At 75.5% G+C, this 19,585-nt stretch carries 19 protein-coding genes; 13 read left to right on the top strand and 6 right to left on the bottom strand.

Annotated features, from left to right (window positions below; translation table 11 throughout):
* The first annotated feature begins 306 nt into the window (after positions 1-306).
* The 4 genes from ACWDNY_RS28195 to ACWDNY_RS28180 all read left to right on the top strand — a co-directional run bounded on the left by ACWDNY_RS28195 (position 307) and on the right by ACWDNY_RS28180 (position 3,947).
* Positions 307-1,989, top strand: coding sequence for a SpoIIE family protein phosphatase (locus ACWDNY_RS28195; protein WP_451648621.1), 1,683 nt, complete (start codon positions 307-309; stop codon positions 1,987-1,989).
* Positions 1,986-3,101 carry a cobalamin B12-binding domain-containing protein gene (locus ACWDNY_RS28190; RefSeq protein ID WP_451648620.1) on the top strand — a complete coding sequence of 372 codons (1,116 nt, stop codon included), beginning with the start codon at positions 1,986-1,988 and terminating at the stop codon, positions 3,099-3,101. Before ACWDNY_RS28195 ends, ACWDNY_RS28190 begins: the two co-directional genes overlap by 4 nt.
* Positions 3,098-3,490: an STAS domain-containing protein gene (locus tag ACWDNY_RS28185; protein ID WP_451648619.1), complete on the top strand. Its 393-nt coding sequence runs from the start codon at positions 3,098-3,100 to the stop codon at positions 3,488-3,490. Before ACWDNY_RS28190 ends, ACWDNY_RS28185 begins: the two co-directional genes overlap by 4 nt.
* Before the next feature lie 88 nt (positions 3,491-3,578).
* A complete protein-coding gene (locus tag ACWDNY_RS28180) occupies positions 3,579-3,947 on the top strand; it encodes an ANTAR domain-containing protein (protein WP_451648618.1) in 369 nt (122 codons plus the stop codon).
* A 407-nt stretch (positions 3,948-4,354) separates the two neighbouring features.
* Here ACWDNY_RS28180 and ACWDNY_RS28175 read toward each other — a convergent pair whose 3' ends face one another.
* The 3 genes from ACWDNY_RS28175 to ACWDNY_RS28165 are packed head-to-tail and all read right to left on the bottom strand — an operon-like array spanning position 4,355 to position 7,901.
* Complete coding sequence (locus ACWDNY_RS28175) at positions 4,355-5,929, bottom strand: FAD-dependent oxidoreductase (protein WP_451648617.1); 1,575 nt, start codon at positions 5,927-5,929, stop codon at positions 4,355-4,357.
* Positions 5,926-6,657 (bottom strand): methyltransferase domain-containing protein, encoded by a 732-nt coding sequence (locus ACWDNY_RS28170; protein WP_451648616.1) that lies wholly within the window; start codon positions 6,655-6,657, stop codon positions 5,926-5,928. Before ACWDNY_RS28170 ends, ACWDNY_RS28175 begins: the two co-directional genes overlap by 4 nt.
* Entirely contained in the window at positions 6,654-7,901 is a 1,248-nt protein-coding gene (locus tag ACWDNY_RS28165; RefSeq protein ID WP_451648615.1) for a lycopene cyclase family protein, read from the bottom strand. Before ACWDNY_RS28165 ends, ACWDNY_RS28170 begins: the two co-directional genes overlap by 4 nt.
* A gap of 239 nt (positions 7,902-8,140) precedes the next feature.
* Between ACWDNY_RS28165 and ACWDNY_RS28160 the strand changes: the two genes are divergently transcribed.
* From ACWDNY_RS28160 to ACWDNY_RS28145, 4 genes are read left to right on the top strand one after another with little or no spacing between them, the layout of a single operon-like run.
* Positions 8,141-9,487 (top strand): polyprenyl synthetase family protein, encoded by a 1,347-nt coding sequence (locus tag ACWDNY_RS28160; protein WP_451648614.1) that lies wholly within the window; start codon positions 8,141-8,143, stop codon positions 9,485-9,487.
* Complete coding sequence (gene crtI, locus ACWDNY_RS28155; RefSeq protein ID WP_451648613.1) at positions 9,484-11,031, top strand: phytoene desaturase family protein; 1,548 nt, start codon at positions 9,484-9,486, stop codon at positions 11,029-11,031. The genes ACWDNY_RS28160 and crtI overlap by 4 nt, the downstream gene beginning before the upstream one ends.
* Positions 11,028-12,074, top strand: a complete 1,047-nt coding sequence (locus tag ACWDNY_RS28150; protein WP_451648612.1) for a phytoene/squalene synthase family protein — start codon at positions 11,028-11,030, stop codon at positions 12,072-12,074. The genes crtI and ACWDNY_RS28150 overlap by 4 nt, the downstream gene beginning before the upstream one ends.
* Positions 12,071-13,084, top strand: coding sequence for a DUF5914 domain-containing protein (locus ACWDNY_RS28145; RefSeq protein WP_451648611.1), 1,014 nt, complete (start codon positions 12,071-12,073; stop codon positions 13,082-13,084). Before ACWDNY_RS28150 ends, ACWDNY_RS28145 begins: the two co-directional genes overlap by 4 nt.
* A gap of 151 nt (positions 13,085-13,235) precedes the next feature.
* On the opposite strand, the gene ACWDNY_RS28140 is transcribed toward ACWDNY_RS28145, so the two are convergent.
* Complete coding sequence (locus tag ACWDNY_RS28140) at positions 13,236-13,487, bottom strand: hypothetical protein (RefSeq protein WP_451648610.1); 252 nt, start codon at positions 13,485-13,487, stop codon at positions 13,236-13,238.
* A 54-nt stretch (positions 13,488-13,541) separates the two neighbouring features.
* The gene (locus ACWDNY_RS28135; RefSeq protein ID WP_451648609.1) at positions 13,542-14,444 is read right to left on the bottom strand and encodes a DMT family transporter; all 903 of its coding nucleotides are present in this window, start codon (positions 14,442-14,444) and stop codon (positions 13,542-13,544) included.
* Positions 14,445-14,605: 161 nt separating this feature from the next.
* Between ACWDNY_RS28135 and ACWDNY_RS28130 the strand changes: the two genes are divergently transcribed.
* Entirely contained in the window at positions 14,606-15,970 is a 1,365-nt protein-coding gene (locus ACWDNY_RS28130; protein ID WP_451648608.1) for an FAD-dependent oxidoreductase, read from the top strand.
* A gap of 80 nt (positions 15,971-16,050) precedes the next feature.
* Here ACWDNY_RS28130 and ACWDNY_RS28125 read toward each other — a convergent pair whose 3' ends face one another.
* Entirely contained in the window at positions 16,051-16,284 is a 234-nt protein-coding gene (locus ACWDNY_RS28125) for a hypothetical protein (protein ID WP_451648607.1), read from the bottom strand.
* A gap of 420 nt (positions 16,285-16,704) precedes the next feature.
* Between ACWDNY_RS28125 and ACWDNY_RS28120 the strand changes: the two genes are divergently transcribed.
* From ACWDNY_RS28120 to ACWDNY_RS28105, 4 genes are all read left to right on the top strand, one after another.
* Positions 16,705-17,649 carry an SRPBCC family protein gene (locus tag ACWDNY_RS28120; protein WP_451648606.1) on the top strand — a complete coding sequence of 315 codons (945 nt, stop codon included), beginning with the start codon at positions 16,705-16,707 and terminating at the stop codon, positions 17,647-17,649.
* Complete coding sequence (locus ACWDNY_RS28115; protein WP_451648605.1) at positions 17,646-17,774, top strand: hypothetical protein; 129 nt, start codon at positions 17,646-17,648, stop codon at positions 17,772-17,774. The genes ACWDNY_RS28120 and ACWDNY_RS28115 overlap by 4 nt, the downstream gene beginning before the upstream one ends.
* A gap of 101 nt (positions 17,775-17,875) precedes the next feature.
* Positions 17,876-19,108, top strand: coding sequence for a YhjD/YihY/BrkB family envelope integrity protein (locus tag ACWDNY_RS28110; RefSeq protein ID WP_451648604.1), 1,233 nt, complete (start codon positions 17,876-17,878; stop codon positions 19,106-19,108).
* Between the two features lie 25 nt (positions 19,109-19,133).
* Positions 19,134-19,502 carry a hypothetical protein gene (locus tag ACWDNY_RS28105; RefSeq protein WP_451648603.1) on the top strand — a complete coding sequence of 123 codons (369 nt, stop codon included), beginning with the start codon at positions 19,134-19,136 and terminating at the stop codon, positions 19,500-19,502.
* Positions 19,503-19,585: the final 83 nt, after the last annotated feature.

Below are 19,585 nucleotides of genomic sequence, written 5' to 3'. Positions count from 1 at the left end.
CGCCGTGCCGCCTCAGCCGGTGGCGCGCCGGGCCGCCCGACCGGCCGCGCGCGGGGCACCGTGACCGCGGGCCCGGCGTCCCGTTCCCGGCCCGCGGGGGCGGATGCCGGTGAGGACCGACCCCGGTGTCCCGCCCGGGAACGACCGGCCGAACGCCTGACGCGTTCCGGCCGGGCACCGGCGACGCGGCCCTGAAGCGCCGCCCCTCCACCGCTTGCAAAGCGCCGCCAGGTGCGAGACCGTTGCCGTTCGGCAACTTTCCCCAGCAGGGAGGTGGTGGGGCACGCGGTCCGCGTTCCCCCGCTTGTGGCTTCTTCACCGAGCTCCCCCGCCGGGCAACGCGGCGCGACACCCGGCGTCGGCGCCGCCTGGCACAGTGCCCCGTACCCGGTGCTGGTGGTCGACCGGGACGGCGGCGTCGTCGACCTCAACGGAATCGCCAGAAGCCTGCTGCCCGCGGTCGAGTGCGGGCAGCTGTTGCACGACGCGGGTCCGTCCTGGCTGGCCCAAGCCCACCGCCTGCTGACGAACGGTGCCGGCGGCACGGATCCGCGGGAGCGGTCGGGCGTCATCGGGGACCGGGTCTTCGACGCCCACCCCACGCCGGACGACGACGGCGGCGTGGTGTGGTGGCTGGTCGACGACACCGACCGCCGGCTGGCCGAGGAGGCCCTGCGCAGCGAGCGCGAGCGCACCACCGTCCTGGCGGAGATCTCCAGCACGCTGCTGTCGTCGCTGAACGTCTCCCGGTGCATGGAGGTCACCGCCCGTATGGCGGCGGACCACCTCGCGGACGCCGCCCTGGTGATCGCCCCCGCCCAGGGCCGCCGCCACCCCCTGACCCACGCGCAGGCGGGCGGCCCCGTGACCCGGACCGCCCGCGTCATCGACCCGGCGTCGGTGCCCGGGCTCGCCGAAGCCCTGCGGGGCTTCCCGCCGGTGCCGACCCGCTGGATCAACCCCGATGACATACCGGAGTGGGTGCTCCCCGACGGTTTCGCCCGGCCACCCGGCTCCGTCATCGTCACGCCCCTGCCGGGGCACGGGGTCCCGGCCGGCGCCCTGGTCCTGCTGCGCTCCGGCACCGAGGCGGCGTTCAGCGAGGGCGAGGAGGTCTTCGCCCGGCTGTTCGCCTCCAGGGCCGGGGCGGCGCTGTCCGCCGCCCGCCTGTACGCCGAGCAGGCCGACATCACGGCAACCTTGATGCGGGACCTGCTCCCGCCGGCCCTGACGCAGGTGCACGGCGTCGAGTTCGCTGGCGCCTACCGCCCGGCGAAGGACACCGAGCGCGTCGGCGGCGACTTCTACGACGTCCATCCGGGCAGCGATCCGTCCCAGGAGTCGCTGGTCGTCCTGGGGGACGTGGCCGGCAAGGGACTGGAAGCGGCCGTTCTCACCGGCAAGATCCGCAACACGCTGCACGCGCTGCTGCCCCTGGCCGACGACCACGAGCAGATGCTCAACCTGCTCAACAACGCGCTGCTCACCTCGCACCACACCCGCTTCGCCACGCTCGTCATGGCCTCGGCGCGGCGTCGCGCCGGGCGGGTGCACCTCCGGCTGACCAGCGCCGGGCACCCGCCGCCCCTGATCGTGCGCGGGAACGGGACCGTGGAGGAGGCCCCCACCCGCGGGACCCTCGTCGGTGCGATGCCCAAGGTGACCGCGCAGACCGCCGAGACGGTCCTCGCGGCCGGCGACACCTGCCTGCTGTACACGGACGGCATCACCGAGGCGCGCGGCGGCCCGCTCGGCGGCGAACTCTTCGGCGAGGGGCGACTCAGACAGGTGCTGTCGGAGTGCGGCGGGATGCCGGCCGAGGCGGTCGTGGAGCGGGTGCAGATGCTGGCCGCGCAGTGGCTCGGCGGCGGCCGGCACGACGACATGGCGACCGTCGCGATCAGCGCCCCGCGGTCGGGACCGCTGCGCATCGTCAACGGCGACGTGCCCTCGGACGGGACAGAGGCACGGCACAGGAGGAAGGGATGACCACAGCCCCACCGGAGACTCGCACCCAGCCGGAGGACGGGCACCCGCTCGCCTCCGCCCGGGAGCGGCTGTGGGCGGCAGTGATCGACGGCGACGAGTACGCGGCCGTGGACGTGGTCCGCGACGGTCTCGATGCCGGGCTGGACGCGGAAGCGGTGCTGCTCGACGTGATCGGCGGTGTGCAGCTGCGGGTCGGCACCGAGTGGGCGGCCAACCGCATCACGGTCGCGCAGGAGCACGCCGCCACGGCGATCAACGAACGCGTCGTCGCCGCGCTGGCCGGCCACGACCGGGCCCCGGTCTCCCGCGGACGGGTGACGGTCACCTGCGTGGACGGGGAGTGGCACGCCCTGCCCGCGCGGCTGGTCGCCGAGGTGCTGCGGTTGCGCGGCTGGCAGGTGGACTACCTGGGCGCCCAGACACCGACCCCGCATCTGATCGCGCACCTGCACCGCACCAATCCGCAGGCGGTCCTGCTGTCGTCCTCCCTGCCCACGCACCTGCCGACCGCGCACGCGGCCATCACCGCCTGCCAGGCCGTCGGGGTCACCGTCGTGGCCGGCGGCGCCGCGTTCGGGTCCGACGGCCGCTACGCCCGGCTCCTGGGCGCGGACCTCTGGGCGGTGGACGCCCGCGGCGCGGCGCACGTCCTCGCCGCCGCCGGCCCGTCGCGGCCGCGCCCCTCCGCCTCCCGGCAGGCCGTCGACGACCTGCCGCATCTGATGGACCAGGAGTACACGCTGGTCGTGCGCTCCCGTCACCAGCTGGTCAAGCAGACCCTCACCGACCTCGAGGAGCGCTTCCCCGCCATGGCGGGATACGACGACGCCCAGCGGGAGCGGACGGCCGAGGACCTCGCCCACATCGTCGGCTTCCTGGGCACGGCCCTCTACGTCGACGACGCCCGGCTGTTCGACGCCTTCCTGACCTGGACCGCGGGCGTCCTCGCCGCGCGCGGGGTGCCCGTGCACTCGCTGACCGCGGGGCTGGACGTCCTCGGCCGGCTGCTGCGCGACTTCCCCCGGGCGACCAGGCTGCTGGAGCAGGGCGCCGCCGCCCTCGCCGGCCACCGCTCCGGCGCCGTCCCTCCCGCTCACGGGGGCGGCGCATGACCACCGTGCCGACCGGCCCCCTCGACGTCACGGTCCTGAGGACCGCGCCCACCGTCGTCACCGTCCGGGTGGTGGGCGACCTGGACTACGACACCGGCGACGAGCTCGTCGACGTCGTCACCGAGCACCTGGCCCGCTCCGGCTCGGCCGGCGCCGCCTGCCGGGACCTGCGGCTCGACTTCGCGGGCCTGACGTGGGTGGACTCGATGGGGCTCGCGGCGCTGCTGATGATCCGGCGGCGCACGGGGGCGGCCGGTGTCACCCTGCACCTGGACAACCGGCCGGACTTCCTGGACCGCCTGCTCGGCGTGACCAACACCTACGACCACCTCACCGAGGCGGCGGCGCCGCAGCAGGACGCCGACGTCTCCGAGGCGGGCGCGCACTGAGGCGGACACGCGCCGCTGCCCAGGCCGTGTGCGGTGCGACGTCGAGGGAAGCAGATCATGGCGCCCGTAAACGCATCGAGGGGAGTCCATGGCGTTCTTCGCGATATCCAAGTGCCATCCGCTGCACCTGCTCTCCGTCACCGACCTGGCGACCGAGCACGAGCGACTGCAGCGGGAGAACGCGCAGCTGCAACGTGCCATCACCTCGCACGCCGTCGTCGACCAGGCCATCGGCGCCGTGGTGGTGCTGGGCCGGATGGCTCCCGAAGAGGCCTGGCGGGTCCTGCGGGACATCTCCCAGCGGACCAACACCAAGCTGCGGACCGTGGCCGAGCACATCCTGGCGTTCGCCCAGGGCGGCGGAATGCCCGACGCCGAGCGGGAGGAGCTGCGGCGGGGGCTCGACCGGTACGCGCCGTACGCCTGCCGGCAGCCGGCCGACGGGCCCGCGGTCTGATTCGCGACCGGCCGCGCGTCCCCGGCGACGCGGGGGCCGTTCTCGTCGCGCCCCTGTACGTGCCCGGTGTGCGATGAGACGGTGAAGCCACGCGAGAGCCCGGCTGCCCGGCAGGTCCGTAAGGCTGTTCTCGCGGGGGATCGCTTGGGCAGTCAGGCGACGGCGCACGCCTCGCGTGGAGCGTCCGTGCATCCGTCCCGCCGGAGCCTCTCCGGAGCGGCGGATGCGTCCCCGTCCTCGGTTCCGCGGGCGGGCCGGGAGTCAGCGGCGCACGCCCGTGAGGCGCCGGCGTCCGCCCTGGCGCACGTGCCGGAGCCGAAGCCCACGCCGCCGACCCGCGCCGGCGGCCCGTTCCCTCCCCCTCGTGGACGGGCGGGCGCCCGCGTCACCCGCACACCGCTCCCGCCTCAGCGAGCCCGTGCCGGCGGCGTTCCCCAGCGGGCCAGCGCGCGCAGCAGGCCGCCGCGGCCCCGGTCGGGCACCGTCCACAGGGTCTGCCCGCGTACCCCCCACCGCTCCAGCAGGGCGTTGGCCGCCAGGAAGCCGCTGGTGGCGGCCCGCTCCATCAACGCCACCGGCAGGCCCGTGCGGACCAGGTCACCGGCCACCACGAGATGCGGATCGGCCGTGCGTACGGCGGGCCGGTCGCCGTAGCCGCCCACCGGGAACAGGGGGCAGTCGGCGCGCCACTCGTGCCGCCCGTCCACGATCCGCGCCGCCCGTGTCTCGGGGTACACCCGGTGCAGCTGCCCCACGAGGCGCTTCTCCTCCACATCCCGGACCGCGTCCTGCGGCAGCACGTAGGCGTGCAGCTCCACCACCGAGCCACCGGTGCGGGCGGCCCAGCGCTCCGCCTCGCCCTCCCAGCGCTCCAGCACGCTGACGTTGTCGAGGGTGCCGTACCCGCTGGTGCCCAGGAAGCCCGGGCGGCCGGGGGCCACCGGCCGGTCCAGCCACAGGCGGGAGACCAGGAACGGCGGCGCGGTGCGCAGCCGCTCCACACGGGCCCGCCACCGCGGGTCCCCCAGCCCGGGCGAGCGGGCCACGAGCCCGCGCAGGCCGCCCGTGTCGAGGGCCAGCACGACCGCGTCGTACGGCTGCGTCCCCTCCTCGGTGACCACGGTGAAGCCGCCGGCGACGGCCGGCTCCACGCTCCGGACGGGTGTCGACGTGCTCAGCCGCACGCCGTGCCCGAGCAGATAGGCCGCGAGCGGTTCCCACAGCGCCGCCGGGAAGGGCTCGACGGGCACGTCGAACAGCAGGCCCTCGGCGGAGCCCAGGAAGTAGATGTGGAACATCAGGACCATCTCGGCGGCCGAGAGCTGCCGGGGGTCGGCGAAGAAGCTGCGGGAGAACACCTCGAAGGCCAGGTGGCGGGCGGCCGGCGGGAAGGCGACGGACTCCAGGAAGTCGTGCGCGCTCACCCGGTCCAGGCGCGTGTGGACGTCCGGGACCCGGACGTCGAGCAGGGGCAGCGCCGCGGCCGGGCGCATCCGTGCCAGGTCGCGGAGGGTGAACGACGGGGACAGGGCCAGGAAGCCGAGCGCGCTCCACGGCGGCGTCCGCGGCACGTGCCGGAATCCGTCCCGCAGCCCGTCGGCGTGCCACAGCGGGTAGTCCGGCAGGCCGGTCAGGCGGCTCAGGCCGGGATCGGTGCGGCGGAGCAGGCCGCGCAGGTTGTAGTACTGGCGGAAGAAGGCGTGGAAGCCCCGGCTCATCGTCACGCGGGTGCCGTCGCGCAGGGTGGTGGGCCAGCCGGCCAGCCGGCCGCCGAGGACCGGTTCACGTTCGTACAGGGTGACGCGCACGCCCCGCTCGGCCAGTGCGGTGGCGGCGGCCAGCCCGGCGATGCCGCCGCCGATGACGGCGGTAGCGGGCCGGTCGGCGCCGGTGAGCCGGGCCGCGCCCGGAGCCGGCGGCAGGACGCGGGCCCGCCGGTCACGGCCGTGGCGGGCCGGGGCGGCCCGCCGGCCGCCGGTCATCGGGCGGCTCCCGTCTCCGGGCCGGGGCGGCGGGCCACGACGGTGTGGGCGATCCCGGTCTGCCAGCCGGGCAGCGGCAGCACCCTCACCCCGGTGAAGCCGGCCGCGCGGACCCGGTCGGCGAACCGGTCGGCTGTGTCGAAGGCGACCACGCTCTGCCACAGGTGGCGGTAGAGGGCACCGTCCCCGAGGGCGGCCGCGACGGGCACGACGAGGCCGCGGCACACCGCCGTCCACACGGCGCGGTGCCGGGCCCGGCCGCTGAGGGTGTACTCGTGCACGGCGAGCCGGCCGCCCGGTCCGAGCAGGTCGCGCACGGTGGCGAGCACCCGGTCCGGTTCGGCCGCGTTGCGCAGCAGGTAGGCGGCGAAGACGGCGTCGTACGGGCCGGTCACGCCGGCCTCGGCCAGGTGCTCCGCCGGCGCCCGCACGAACTCGACGCGCTCCGGCCAGGGTTTGCGGGCGGCCCGCCGCAGCATCCCCGCCGAGGCGTCCACCGCGGTGATCAGGGCGCCGGGGAGGACGGAGGCGAGGGCGGCGGTGGAGGCGCCGGTGCCGCAGCCGAGGTCCAGCACCCGCAGTCCGCGACCGCCGTCCGGGAGTCCCAGGCGGCGGGCCGAGCGCCGCAGGTGGGCGTGGTAGCCGGGATTGGCGGCCACGAGGGTGTCGTAACTGCGGGCGGCGTGGTCGAAGGCGGCGGCCAGGTCGTGGTCGCGCAGCAGTGTCATGCGGTCTCCTCGTGCGGGGTGCCGGGCGGTTGCGGTGGCGGCGGGGCAACGCCGGGGAAGGGGAAGGGGCGGCGGGGCAGGCGGGGCAGGTCGAGCGCGGAGCGCAGCATCGGCAGCACCGGGGTGCGCACACCGATGGACAGGTCCTCGTGCGGGCGGGTGCGTCCGTCGAGGAAGCGCAGCAGCCGCTCCGGCGGGACGCGGGCGAACAGCCGCGCGAAGAAGTCGGCGCCGTCGACCCGGCCGCTGTCGAGCGCGTGCAGCAGGACGGCGTCCATGGCCCGTGAGCGGACGGAGTGGGCGGGCGGCGGGAGAGGCCGGCGTCCCGCGCGGAGGGCGGCGGCGACGGCCCGCGTCTGGCGCTGGACGGCGGCGAAGGTGTACCCGGTCGACGGGCGGGTGGCCCCGCCGGCCGCCCCGACGCGGAAGACGCAGGGCCCGCTCTGCCGGGCGAAGGAGGCATCCGTCATCGGGATCACTCCGCCCTCCGTACCGGTGATCTCGAAGGCGCCCAGCCGCAGCACGTCCGCGGTGTAGTGCCGCAGCGCGGCGTCGTAGCGGTCCCCCGGGAGCACCTGGCGGGAGAACTCGGTGTACTCGATCAGGGCGTGCCGCGGGCCCGTGGGCAGGACGTAGCCGAAGGACAGCCCGCGCGGGGGCTGGGGGGTGCGGAAGTCCATCAGCTCCACGGCGTCCGGGTCGAAGACCGGCCGCCGGTGGCGCACGAACCAGCCGTGGAAGTGCTGGAGCAGGGTGGTGCGGGCCGCCGGCAGGCTGCCCGGGGGGCGGGAGTCGAACACCCAGCGGGCCCGGACCGCGACGGTCCGGCCGTCCGCGGTGCGGCCGCGGACCACGGCCCCGTCCGGGCAGTCCTCGACCGTGTCGACGGCGGCCTCCAGCCGCAGCGTGTCGGGGCTGTCCGCCAGGGCCCGCCCGACGAGCGCCTCGAAGTCGTCCGAGCGGAGCATCTTGTAGCGCAGCGGCGTGATGTCGCCCTCGATGCGGCGGCCGTGCCGGGTGTGGACGCGCAGCCGCCGCCACGCCGCGGTGAGCGCGGCGTCGTACGGGCCGCTGCCCTCCTCCCAGAAGCACCAGGTGCGGCCGGGCGCCCGCAGGGGACCCGGCGGGGCGGCGACGAGGACCACCGACAGACGGGGCGCCCCGGGCGGACGCCGGGCCAGCCGGTGGGCCAGGGACAGGCCGGCGGCCCCCGCTCCGACGATGGCGACGTCGGCCTCGATCACTGAAAATTCGCCTCCCTCGAGAACCGCGTCCACCGCCGCGGGCACCAACGGAAGCATTCCGGGTACCTCGGCGGCCCGGATGCAGGCCACGCGGGTGTGTCGCCTTCCCCCGTACCCGCCGGAGACCTCCCGGACCGTGGCGCCGCCTCGCGGTGTCCCGCGTTCGGCGCATCCGGCGTCGCCGCGGGCGAGGAATGACTGGAGAGGACCCAGTTGCGATCACGCGGGAGGAACCGGACATGCGCTCCACTCAGGCGGAGGATCACCCGGCGGCGGAACACTCGCCGGAACCGCACCGAGTCGTCCGGCTCCTCGCGGCCGCACCCTCGCACCGCGGCGGCCCGGTGGCCGAGGGGCACCGCGGGCGGCGCCCTCCCGCCGGGGGTCCCGTCCCGTCCCCCGCGGACGCGCGGGCGGTGCGCGCCGTCGACGAGGACGTCGCGGGCGCCGTGGGCCGTCTGCTGCGGACGCTGACCGCCGAACGGCTGGCCGAGGCCACCGGCCTGGATCCGGCGTTCGCGACGGATCTGGCCGAGCGCACGGCACGGTTCACCCTGCACGGCGGCAAGCGCATCCGGCCCCGGTTCGTCTGGTGGGCGCTGCGCGCCTGCGGCGCCGGCGACGCCGGGCGGGCCGAGGCGGCACTCAGGGTCGGGGCGGCCCTCGAACTCGTCCAGACCTGCGCACTGGTGCACGACGACGTGATGGACGGCGCCCGGCTGCGCCGCGGCCGGCCCGCCCTGCACGTCGAGGCAGCCGCCGGGCACGCCGGGGGCGGGCCGCGCGCGGCGGCGGACTTCGGCACGGCCGTCGCCATCCTCGCCGGCGACCTCGCCCTGGCGTGGGCGGACGACGTCGTCGCCGACACCGTGCTGCACCCGGCGACCGCGGACCGGGTGCGGGCCGTCTGGCGAGCCATGCGCACGGAGATGGTCGCCGGCCAGTACCTCGACCTGCACGGCCAGTCCGGTGGGCCGCGCTCCCCGACCCGTGCGGTCCGCGCGGCCTGCCTCAAGAGCGCCCTGTACTCGGCCCAGCGGCCGCTGGAACTCGGGGCCGCCCTCGCCGGCGCCGACGAGGCCACCACTCGGGCGCTGTGCTCGGCCGGACGCTGCGCCGGCATGGCCTTCCAGCTCCGTGACGACCTCGACGACGTCTTCGCCGAACCGGAGGACACCGGCAAGCCCTCCGGCGGTGACATCCGTGAGGGCAAGCCGACGTACCTGGTCGCGGTGGCCCAGGCCAGGGCCGAGGCGGCCGGCGACCTCGACGCCCTCGACGTGCTGGAACGCCACGTGGGGCGCCCCGGTCTCGGCGAGGACGATCTCGCCCGGGTGCGGGACGTGCTGGTGTCCACCGGTGCGCGGGAGACGGTCGAGACGAGGATCGGGCGGCTCACCGCGCAGGCGCTGCGCCACCTGGACTCCGCGCCGCTCGAACCGCGCGCCGCCGGTCGCCTGCGCGACCTCATGTGCGCCGTGGCGGGGGTGCGGTCGCACGGCACCGGCCGCGGATCCCCGCCCCCCGGCGACGGCACCACACGAGCCCTGCGGCTCGCCGGCGGTCGCGGGGCGTGCGGCCGATGACCAGGACGCTTCCCGGCCGCACGGACCACGTGGTGGTCGTCGGCGCCGGCCTCGCGGGCCTGGCGGCGGCCCTGCACCTGCTCGGCGCGGGACGCCGGGTCACCGTCGTCGAACGCGAGCCGCTGCCCGGCGGACGCGCCGGCCGGCTCACACGCGGCGGCTACCGCATCGACACCGGGCCGACCGTGCTGACCATGCCCGACATCGCCGACGAGGCGTTCGCGGCGGTCGGTGAACGCCTCGCGGACCGGGTCGAGCTGGTCCCGCTGCACCCGGCGTACCGGGCACGCTTCGCCGACGGCTCCGTGCTGGACGTGCACACCGGGGCGGAGGCGATGGAGGCGGAGGTCGAGCGGTTCGCCGGGCCCGCGGAGGCGGCCGGCTACCGGCGGCTGCGCCACTGGCTGGAGCGGCTGTACCGGGCACAGATCCGGCGCTTCATCGACACGAACTTCGACTCGCCCCTGGGTCTGCTCACCCCCGACCTGGCGCGGCTGGCCGCGCTGGGCGGCTTCGGGCGCCTGGAGGCCCGCATCGGCCGGTATCTGCGGGACGAGCGGCTGCGCCGGGTCTTCTCCTTCCAGGCCCTGTACGCCGGAGTGCCGCCGGCGCGGGCGCTGGCCGCGTATGCGGTGATCGCCTACATGGACACCGTGGCCGGGGTGTACTTCCCCCGCGGCGGTGTGCACACCCTGCCGCGGGCGATGGCGGACGCCGCCGCCGCCGCGGGGGCCGACCTGCGCTTCGGGCAGCCGGTGACCCGGCTGGAACGTGCCGGTGGACGCGTCACCGCCGTCGTCACGGAGGACGACCGCGTCCCGTGCGACGCCGTCGTCCTCACCCCGGACCTGCCGGACACGTACCGCCTCCTCGGCCGCGCGCCACGCCGCCCGGTGCGGCTCGCCCACGCGCCGTCCGCCGTCGTCCTGCACGCCGGCACCGACCGCACCTGGCCCGAACTGGCCCACCACACGCTGTCGTTCGGGCGGGCCTGGCAGCGGACGTTCCACGAGCTGACCCGGACCGGCGAGCTGATGAGCGATCCCTCCCTGCTCATCACCAGGCCCACGGCCACCGATCCCGGGCTCGCTCCCCGGGGCCGCCACCTGCACTACATCCTGGCGCCCTGCCCGAACACGGACATCGGGCCCGCCGCCGCGGACTGGGCCGACCTGGCACCGCGCTACCGCGACGAGCTGCTGCGGGAGCTGGAGCGCCGGGGTCTGGCCGGCATCGGATCCGCGATCGAGGAGCAGTGCCTGGTGACGCCCGCCGACTGGCAGGCGAAGGGCCACGCCGCGGGGACGCCGTTCTCGGCCGCGCACACCTTCGGGCAGACCGGCCCCTTCCGGCCGCGCAACCTCGTCCGCGGCACCGAGAACGCCGTCCTCGCCGGGTGCGGCACCACGCCCGGCGTCGGGGTGCCGACGGTGGTGCTGTCCGGGAAGCTGGCGGCGGCCCGCGTCACCGGGGGCCCCACCGGGCCCGGCGGCCCGCGCGGCCGGTCGCGCCGGGCAGCGACGGCGGAAGGAGCGGCGTCGTGACCGGGCGGGAGCTCGACGCGGCGGGGATCACCGACCCGTCGCTGCGTGCGGCGTACACCCGTTGCCGGGAGCTGAACGCCGAGCACGGCAGGACGTACTTCCTCGCCACCCGCCTGCTCACCGCCGGGCGCCGTCCCGCGGTGCACGCCCTGTACGGCTTCGCACGCTGGGCCGACGACATCGTCGACTCCCTCGACGCCGCGGTCGGGCCCGCCGTGCGCGCCCGGGCACTCGCCCGTCTCCAGCACGACCTGGAGACCGGGCTGCGCGAAGGCGGCAGCGGCGAGCCGGTGGTGCGGGCGCTGGCCGACACCGCCCGCCGCTACGCGATCGACCACCGGCACTTCGCCGACTTCATGACGTCGATGCGCAGCGACCTGGAGGTCACCGACTACCCCACCTACGCCCACCTGCGGGCGTACATGCACGGCTCGGCCGCGGTGATCGGGCTGCAGATGCTGCCCGTCCTCGGGACGGTGGCCCCGCGCGAGGAGGCCGCCCCGCACGCGTCCGCCCTGGGGGTGGCGTTCCAGCTGACGAACTTCCTGCGGGACGTGGGCGAGGACCTCGACCGCGGCCGCGTGTACCTGCCCGCCGACCTGCTCCGGGCGCACGGGGCCGACCGGGAGCTGCTGCACTGGTGCCGGGAGACCGGCCGCGGCGACCGGCGCGTCACCGGGGCGCTGCGCGCCTTCGAGGATCTCGCCCGGGGCGTCTACCGCCAGGCGGCGCCCGGGATCGCGATGCTCGATCCGGTGTCGCGCCCCTGCATCCGCACGGCGTTCGTGCTGTACGGCGGGATCCTCGACGCCGTCGCCGAGTCCGGGTACCGGGTGGTGCACCGGCGCGCGGTGGTGCCCCGCAGGCGCCGGGCCGCCGTCGCCGTCGACGGCCTGGTCCGGGTGGGTGCCGCACGGCTGGCGGCGCGTGCGCGGTCGGCACGGCCCGTGACGGCGCCGACGTCCCGGCCGGCGGCGCACGCGGCGCGGCCGGCGCCGGGGTCCGCGCCCACGTCCGCGGAGCTGAGTCAGGAGGTCGCGTGACATCCCGTCCGTCCGAGCGGCGGGGGCGTTACCCGCTGCGGCTGCGCCGGCGCCCCGTGCCCTGGGACCGGCAGCGCCCCACGTGGCGCGACGCCCGGCCCGCCGTGATCAACCAGGCGCTCAAGCGGGCGCAGGCCCGGCCGTCGGGCAACTGGTACGTCGTCGGCGCCACCCGTGACGTGCGCGCCGACCGGCCCCTGGCGCGCACCGTCGCGGGACACGAGGTCGTGGTGTGGCGGAACGCCGCGGGACGGCTGGTCGCCGGCCCCGGAGTGTGCCCGCACCTGGGGGCCCCGCTCGCGGACAGTCCGGTGCGCTGCGGCACGCTGGTGTGCCACTGGCACGGGCTCTCCCTTGACGGCGGGGCGTCGGCCGGCTGGGAACCGCTGCCCGTGCACGACGACGGTGTGCTCGTGTGGGTGCGGTTGGACGACGCCGGCGGCGAGGAGCCGACCCCCGCGCCCTCGGTGCCGGTCCGGCCGGCCGTGCCGGGCGCCCTGGAGGCGGTCTACGTGGGTGTGGGCGTCTGCGAGCCGGAGGACGTGGTCGCCAACCGGCTGGACCCCTGGCACGGCGCCTGGTTCCACCCGTACTCGTTCGTGGACCTCGCCGTAGTCGGGGCGCCGGGGCGGGGGGAGGCCGCGGAGGACAGCTTCGCCGTGGACGTCTCGTTCAAGGTGGCGGGGCGTCTGGTGGTGCCGGTGCGGGCGGTGTTCACGGCGCCTGGGCCCCGCACGGTGGTCATGCGTATCACCGAGGGCGAGGGCAGCGGATCGGTGGTCGAGACGCACGCCACGCCACTGGGTCCGGACGCGCTCGGCAGGCCCCGGACCGCGGTGGTGGAGGCCGTGGTGGCCGCCTCGGACCGTCCGGGCTTCCGGCTCGCCCGCCGGGCGGCGCCGCTGCTGCGGCCGCTGGTGCGGGCCGCCGCGGGCCGGCTGTGGCGTGACGACCTGGCGTACGCGGAGCGGCGTTACGCGTTGCGCTCCGCGGGTCGCTTCCCCGGCTGAGCCGGCGTCCGCGCGCCGGGGCCCGGCGCGCGGTCGTCATCCCTGGCGGCTGTCCGGCGGATCACGTCGCAGATGCGGGGGCGGGCACGCCACCTGGGCTGCGCGGTGCCGCCGGTCTCCCGCGGTCCCGGCCTGGTCCGAACGAGAGGCCCTAGTTGCGCCGCGGCCCGCCGGCGGGGCCGTCCGTCCACAGGCACCAGGTCGACCACAGCCACATCAGCGAGAACGCCGCCAGCAGGGCGAGCAGGACGAGCACCTGCCGGACGTCGGCGTCATGACCGAGCAGGGCCACGAACAGGGAGAGCGTCCACAGCACCGTGCCCGCCGCGTACACGCCGTGCAGGCGCCGCAGCTGGTCGGCACCCGGCGTGCCCTGGGCGTGGGGAACCACCTCATGAGTCATGGCCAGCCCGTACCCCGCGAAGCCGTTTGCATGACCGGGAGCCGGCGCCCGGTGTCAGCCGCCGGGGCCGTCGCCGCCCACCACCTGCGCGGCGGGCTCGGCGACGGGCGTCTGCTCGAGCTGCGGCACGACCCGCGCGAGCCGCAGGACGCCCCACAGGATGAGCCCGGTGCCCAGCAGCTCGGGGACGAGCCACCAGCCCAGGCGGACGGCCTCGTCGAACAGCATGACGCCGAGCAGCAGGCTCACCGTGGCGTCCCCGATGGTCAGCGCGGGCTGGGAGGCCGCCAGCGAGCCCGCCTGGAGGGCGTTCTCCAGCAGCAGCAGGGCGCCCGCCCCGGTCACGGCGAAGCCGTACGTCTGCCAGACCGTGAGGAAGGCCACCAGCCCGTCGGCCGCCAGCGTGTCGGAGGCGGACTTCAGCAGGGCGGCGGTCAGCGCGTTGCCGACGGCGGCCGCCGCGGCCAGCACGGCCGCCCGGAACAGGGCCGAGCTGCTGGCTCGGGCCAGGACCACCGCGAAGCCCATCGCGGCCAGGCAGGCAACCAGCACGGGGATCCAGCGGACCATGGCCGCCTGGTTGCCGCCCCCGGAGGGCACGGCGGAGGCCAGCACCAGTGCGAGGCCGGCGACGGCCGCCGTGACCGCCCACCAGCCCGCGCGGGGCAGCCTGCGGTGCAGCAGCGGGGCCGCGATGAGCAGGGCGAAGGGCAGTTCGAGGATGAACAGGGGCTGCACCAGTGCCATCGGCCCGTTCACCAGCGCGAGCGCCTGGCAGGCGGCGGAGACGATCACCCCGGTGATGCCCACGACCCACAGCGGGTTCCGCGCCAGCCGGCGCAGCAGGCGCAACCCTCCCCCGGTCGGGACGGTCGAGGCGGCCTTGCGCTGGAAAGCCGTGCCCGCGGCACTGCTGACGGCCCCGAGCAGGGCGAAGCAGACGGCCAACGGCATCACATGTCCACCATGCCGGACCGGGGGCGTTCCCGCGCCTTCGTCCGGGCACGACACATAAACCGTGTTTATGGCCTCATAGAAGGGACCCGCGTACCAACTTAGGCATGCCTCAGTTTAGGGTTGCGGACGAGTCGCCTGTCCTCGCTCGAAGGGAACCGAACATGTCCCGCCCCCTGCGGGTAGCCATCGTGGGAGCCGGCCCCGCCGGGATCTACGCCGCCGACGCCCTGCTCAAGTCCGACGTGGCCGCCGGGCCCGGTGTGTCCGTCGACCTCTTCGAGCGCATGCCGGCGCCCTTCGGACTGATCCGGTACGGCGTCGCCCCGGACCATCCCCGGATCAAGGGCATCGTCACGGCGCTGCACCAGGTGCTCGACAAGCCGCAGATCCGTCTGTTCGGCAACGTCGACTATCCCACCGACATCACCCTGGACGACCTCCGCGCGTTCTACGACGCCGTTGTCTTCTCCACCGGCGCGACGGCCGACCGGGCGCTGGCCGTACCCGGCATCGACCTGGACGGCTCGTACGGCGCCGCGGACTTCGTGTCCTGGTACGACGGCCACCCGGACGTGCCGCGCACCTGGCCGCTGGCGGCCGAGAAGGTGGCCGTGCTCGGCGTCGGCAACGTCGCGCTCGACGTGGCCCGCATCCTGGCGAAGACGGCCGACGAGCTGCTGCCGACCGAGATCCCGCAGAACGTGTACGACGGCCTGAAGGCCAACAGGGCGCGGGAGATCCACGTCTTCGGCCGCCGCGGCCCGGCGCAGGCGAAGTTCAGCCCCATGGAGCTGCGGGAGCTGGACCACTCCCCCAGCATCGAGGTGATCGTCGACCCCGAGGACATCGACTACGACGAGGGATCGATCGCCACCCGGCGCGGCAACAAGCAGGCCGACATGGTCGCGAAGACGCTGGAGAACTGGGCGATCCGCGACGTCGGCGACCGGCCGCACAAGCTGTTCCTGCACTTCTTCGAGTCCCCGGTGGAGATCCTGGGCGAGGACGGCAGGGTCGTGGGCCTGCGCACGGAGCGCACGGCGCTCGACGGAACCGGCAACGTCAAGGGCACCGGCGTCGTCAAGGACTGGGACGTCACCGCGGTCTACCGCGCCGTGGGCTACCTGTCCGACCAGCTGCCCAAGCTGCCCTGGGACCTGGAGTCGGGCACCGTCCCCGACGAGGGCGGCCGGGTGATGCAGGACACCGGCGAGCACCTGCAGTCGACGTACGTCACCGGGTGGATCCGGCGCGGGCCCGTGGGCCTGATCGGGCACACCAAGGGCGACGCCAACGAGACGGTCGCCAACCTGCTCGAGGACCACGCCTCCGGACGCCTGCACACGCCCGCCTCCCCCGCTCCGGAGGCCGTCGACGCCTTCCTGGCCGAGCGGAACATCCGCTTCACCACCTGGGAGGGCTGGTACCGCCTGGACGCAGCGGAGAAGGCGCTGGGCGAGCCGCAGGGCCGGGAGCGCGTCAAGCTCGTCGAGCGTGAGGACATGCTCAGGGCGAGCGGCGCCTGAGCCCGGCCCCCCGCGGGGCCGCCCGACCGCTTCGCCTCTTCGAGGCGGGCGGGCGGCCCGGGCCCACCCCTCCCCGGCTCTCACCGGCGGCCGTCGCGTCCGGTCCCCCAGGTTCCCGGCCCGCCCCCCAGCCACCGGATCGATCCGGACCGCTCCACGTAATCCTCGTCGGCTCCCTCCAGCCCCACCCGGTGCAGGAAGTCGGCGACGTCCAGAAGCCCGTACGCCATACCGAGGAACCGGTCGCCCGCGCGGACCCGCCGGCCACCGTCCTCGGCGGGCGGGTACACCACCACGGGCACGTCTGCGGCCACATCCCCAGCCTGGTCAGTGCCGGACGGCCGCGCACCCCGGCCGGACGCACGTCCGCACGCTCCCCGTCCGGCCGGCACCCTGACAGGTGCGGAGCGCCGCCGCACCCTGCCGGGACCCTCGCGGGGAGCGCCGGCCCGCTCACCGGCTCCGCCCCGCGTGCGGAGGGGCCGCACGAAGACCGGCCCCGGGATCGGGCGGCCTGCGGCGGTACGGGCCGCCCGGTCACCGTTTCCCGCAGGAACTCCCAGGTCGGCGCCTGTTTCCGGGTGCCCGGGGCGGTGGCGGTGGCGGTGGCGGTCCGTCACCGGGCCGTTTGAAGGCGGTGGTCGGGGAAACTCCGGCCTTGTTGCCTCTTATGCCCGCTATGCGTTTTCTTCCTGGCGGTTTCCATCCCTCCCAACGTCACACGGGAGTACGCGATGAAGACAGACACCAGCAGCGCCTCCGCCCTGCGGCACGACCCCCTCGTACGGGGACTCGGCGTGTTCAGCGCGGTCGTCGGAGTTCCCCAGGTCGCCACCCCGGGGCGCTTCGTCCGGGAACTGGGCCTGGCGGACACCCCCCGCAGCCGTCTGACCACCGTCCTGGTCGGTGTCCGCGAACTGACGGCGGCGGCAGGACTGCTGGGCCGACCGCACCCCGCCTGGCTCTGGGGCCGCGTCGGCGGCGACGTCATGGACCTCGTGTTGCTGGTCCGCGCCCTGCGCAACCACCACGGCCCGAGCGTCGGCCGGACGGCCGCCGCGACGGCGGTCAGCACCGTCGTCGCCGCCACCGATGTCTACGCCGCGCTGACCCGGACCAGGGGCAGCGTCCTCGTGGAGGCCACCGGGACGACGACCGTCTCGACGTCCCCCGACGAGGCCTACCAGCTCTGGCACCGCGTGGACCGGCTGCCCGAGTTCATGTCCCACCTCGACGAGGTGCGCGTCACCGCGCCGGGCCTGCGCACCAGCCACTGGACGGCGAGCGGGCCGTTCGGCCGCCGGATCGAGTGGGACGCGGAGACCACCCAGGACGTGCCGGCGCAGCTGATCGCCTGGCACTCCTGTCCGGGCTCGGACATCGAGAACTCCGGCGAGGTCCGCTTCGTCCCGGCACCCGGCGGGCGCGGCACCGAGGTCCACGTCACCCTCCGCTACGAGATCCCCGCCGGTCCTGTCGGGAAGGCGGCGGCCCGCTGGCTCGGCCAGGAGCCGCACCAGCATCTGGACGACGACCTGCGGCGCTTCAAGCAGGTCGCGGAAACCGGCGAGGTGATCCGCTCCGAGGGTGCCCCCGGCGGCAAGCAGGCTGGCCGGGAGTTCCCGCAGCACCCGGCGCGCCCGCTCACGGAGGAGGAGCTGAAGGAGGCGCTGGCGTGAAGACGACCTGCCGGACGCGCCGCGACTCGGTCGAGGTGCAGGAGGCCCCCGAACAACTGATCCAACAGGGCCGGATCGACCCGACCCGGCAGGACCGCTGCCAGAAGGTCGTGCTGACGCCCTGACCCGGCGGACGCGTGCCACGCGGGGCTGCCGACAGCGGACGCGTGCGCGCCCCGTGCGACGGCGGGGGCGTGTTCGCGGCGTGCGGGGACACCCGTGAAGCATGGACCGTCCCCACCTTCCCGGACACCGGGACCACACCACTGGCAAGGACGCCCGTTCACGTACCGAACGTGACGCGGCGAAGAACCGTGCCGAGGACGCCGGGCACGAGCCGGCCCAGGGCGCCGGGAACCGTACGCCCGACGCCGGAGCGGGCCCGGCACCGGCCGGCGGACACGAGGCGGCCGCCGAGTCGGCCGGCGGGCGGGGCACCGCGCCCGACCAGGCGCGCGACAGCGGGCCGGCGACCTTCGGCCCCGACGCCTCGACCGAACGGGACGCCCCCGACTCGCCCACCGAACTGCCCGGGCGCTCCTGGCTCGCGGTGCTGCGCCGGGTGGTGGCGGAGTTCAAGGACGACGAGCTCACCGACCGCGCGGCCGCCCTGACGTACTACGGGGTGCTGTCGCTGTTCCCGGCGCTCCTGGTACTCGTGTCCCTGCTCGGGGTCGCCGGGAAGTCGGCCACCCAGCAGGTCCTGGACAACCTGCAGAAGCTCACCCCGGGCTCCGCTCGCGACATCATCTCGCGCGCGGTGGAACAGCTGCAGAGCACCGCGGGCGTCGGCTCGGTGCTGGCGGTGGTGGGCCTGCTGGGCGCGCTGTGGTCCGCCTCCGGGTACGTCGCGGCGTTCATCCGCTGCGCCAACGCCGTCTACGACGTGCCGGAAGGGCGCCCGGTCTGGAAGGTGCTGCCGCTGCGGGTGGCGCTCACCGTGACCCTGATGGTGCTGGCCGTCGCCAGTTCCCTGATCGTCGTCTTCACCGGCAGCCTGGCCCAGCAGGTCGGCACCGCACTCGGCATCGGAGACGCCGCGCTGACCGCGTGGTCCATCGCCAAGTGGCCCGTGCTGCTCGTGCTCGTCACCTCCATGATCGCGCTGCTGTACTGGGCCACCCCGAACGCCAGGATCCGCGGGTTCCGCTGGATCACGCCGGGCAGCCTGCTCGCGCTGCTGATCTGGATGGCCGCCTCGGCGGGCTTCGCCTTCTACGTGGCGAACTTCGGCTCCTACAACAAGATCTACGGCACGCTCGCCGGTGTGATCGTCTTCCTGGTGTGGCTGTGGGTCACCAACCTGGCCATCCTGCTGGGCCTGGAGTTCGACGCGGAGATGGCGCGTCAGCGCGTCATCGACGGGGGGCACCCGGCCGACAGCGAGCCCTACGTCGAGCCCCGGGACACCCGGGCGTGGAACGAGCAGGACCAGCGGCGCATGGAGGAGGGGTGCTGAGGCCCGCGCCGGGTACCCGCGCGCCATGACTGGTCAGAACGCTACCCCCGGCACATCCCGCACGCCCGACACGCCCGACACGCCCGACGCATCGGGCGGCACCGAGCGGACCGAGGAGGAGCGTGCCTCGTCCCGCCCCTTCAGCTACCCGTACGAGGAGCGGCACGCCAATGTGCGCGCCACCCGGCACATCAGCCGCGAGCAGGCCGACGCCGAGGCCACGCCCGGCGTGCCCGGCGGCTACGGCACCACGAGCGGCGGCCAGCCCGGCGCCCGGAGCGGCGTCCGGCCGGGCGGCGACGACGGCAGTGAGGAAGCCGGCTACGCGGACACCATCGCGGGCGGCGCTCCCGGCTCCGACGACACCGAGGACGAGGGCGACAAGCGGCGGTGACCGCCACGCGGCCATCCGCCTTCTCCTCCGCGGCGTTGTAGGCGTCGGTGGCGACGGCCGCGTCGTGGTAGAGCGTGTCCAGC

This window comes from Streptomyces sp. NPDC003697 (assembly GCF_053587115.1).
The sequence above is the reverse complement of the archived record's forward strand: the minus strand, read 5'-3'. Positions and strand labels throughout refer to the sequence as shown.

What these genes read in the sequence shown, in the direction of transcription:
- ACWDNY_RS28140 (WP_451648610.1), bottom strand. Translation starts at nt 13,487, where the DNA reads ATGACTCATGAGGTGGTTCCCCACGCCCAGGGCACGCCGGGTGCCGAC.
- ACWDNY_RS28170 (WP_451648616.1), bottom strand. Translation starts at nt 6,657, where the DNA reads ATGACACTGCTGCGCGACCACGACCTGGCCGCCGCCTTCGACCACGCC.
- ACWDNY_RS28190 (WP_451648620.1), top strand. Translation starts at nt 1,986, where the DNA reads ATGACCACAGCCCCACCGGAGACTCGCACCCAGCCGGAGGACGGGCAC.
- ACWDNY_RS28105 (WP_451648603.1), top strand. Translation starts at nt 19,134, where the DNA reads ATGACTGGTCAGAACGCTACCCCCGGCACATCCCGCACGCCCGACACG.
- ACWDNY_RS28120 (WP_451648606.1), top strand. Translation starts at nt 16,705, where the DNA reads ATGAAGACAGACACCAGCAGCGCCTCCGCCCTGCGGCACGACCCCCTC.
- ACWDNY_RS28175 (WP_451648617.1), bottom strand. Translation starts at nt 5,929, where the DNA reads ATGACCGGCGGCCGGCGGGCCGCCCCGGCCCGCCACGGCCGTGACCGG.
- crtI (WP_451648613.1), top strand. Translation starts at nt 9,484, where the DNA reads ATGACCAGGACGCTTCCCGGCCGCACGGACCACGTGGTGGTCGTCGGC.
- ACWDNY_RS28180 (WP_451648618.1), top strand. Translation starts at nt 3,579, where the DNA reads ATGGCGTTCTTCGCGATATCCAAGTGCCATCCGCTGCACCTGCTCTCC.
- ACWDNY_RS28110 (WP_451648604.1), top strand. Translation starts at nt 17,876, where the DNA reads ATGGACCGTCCCCACCTTCCCGGACACCGGGACCACACCACTGGCAAG.
- ACWDNY_RS28185 (WP_451648619.1), top strand. Translation starts at nt 3,098, where the DNA reads ATGACCACCGTGCCGACCGGCCCCCTCGACGTCACGGTCCTGAGGACC.
- ACWDNY_RS28130 (WP_451648608.1), top strand. Translation starts at nt 14,606, where the DNA reads ATGTCCCGCCCCCTGCGGGTAGCCATCGTGGGAGCCGGCCCCGCCGGG.
- ACWDNY_RS28160 (WP_451648614.1), top strand. Translation starts at nt 8,141, where the DNA reads ATGCGCTCCACTCAGGCGGAGGATCACCCGGCGGCGGAACACTCGCCG.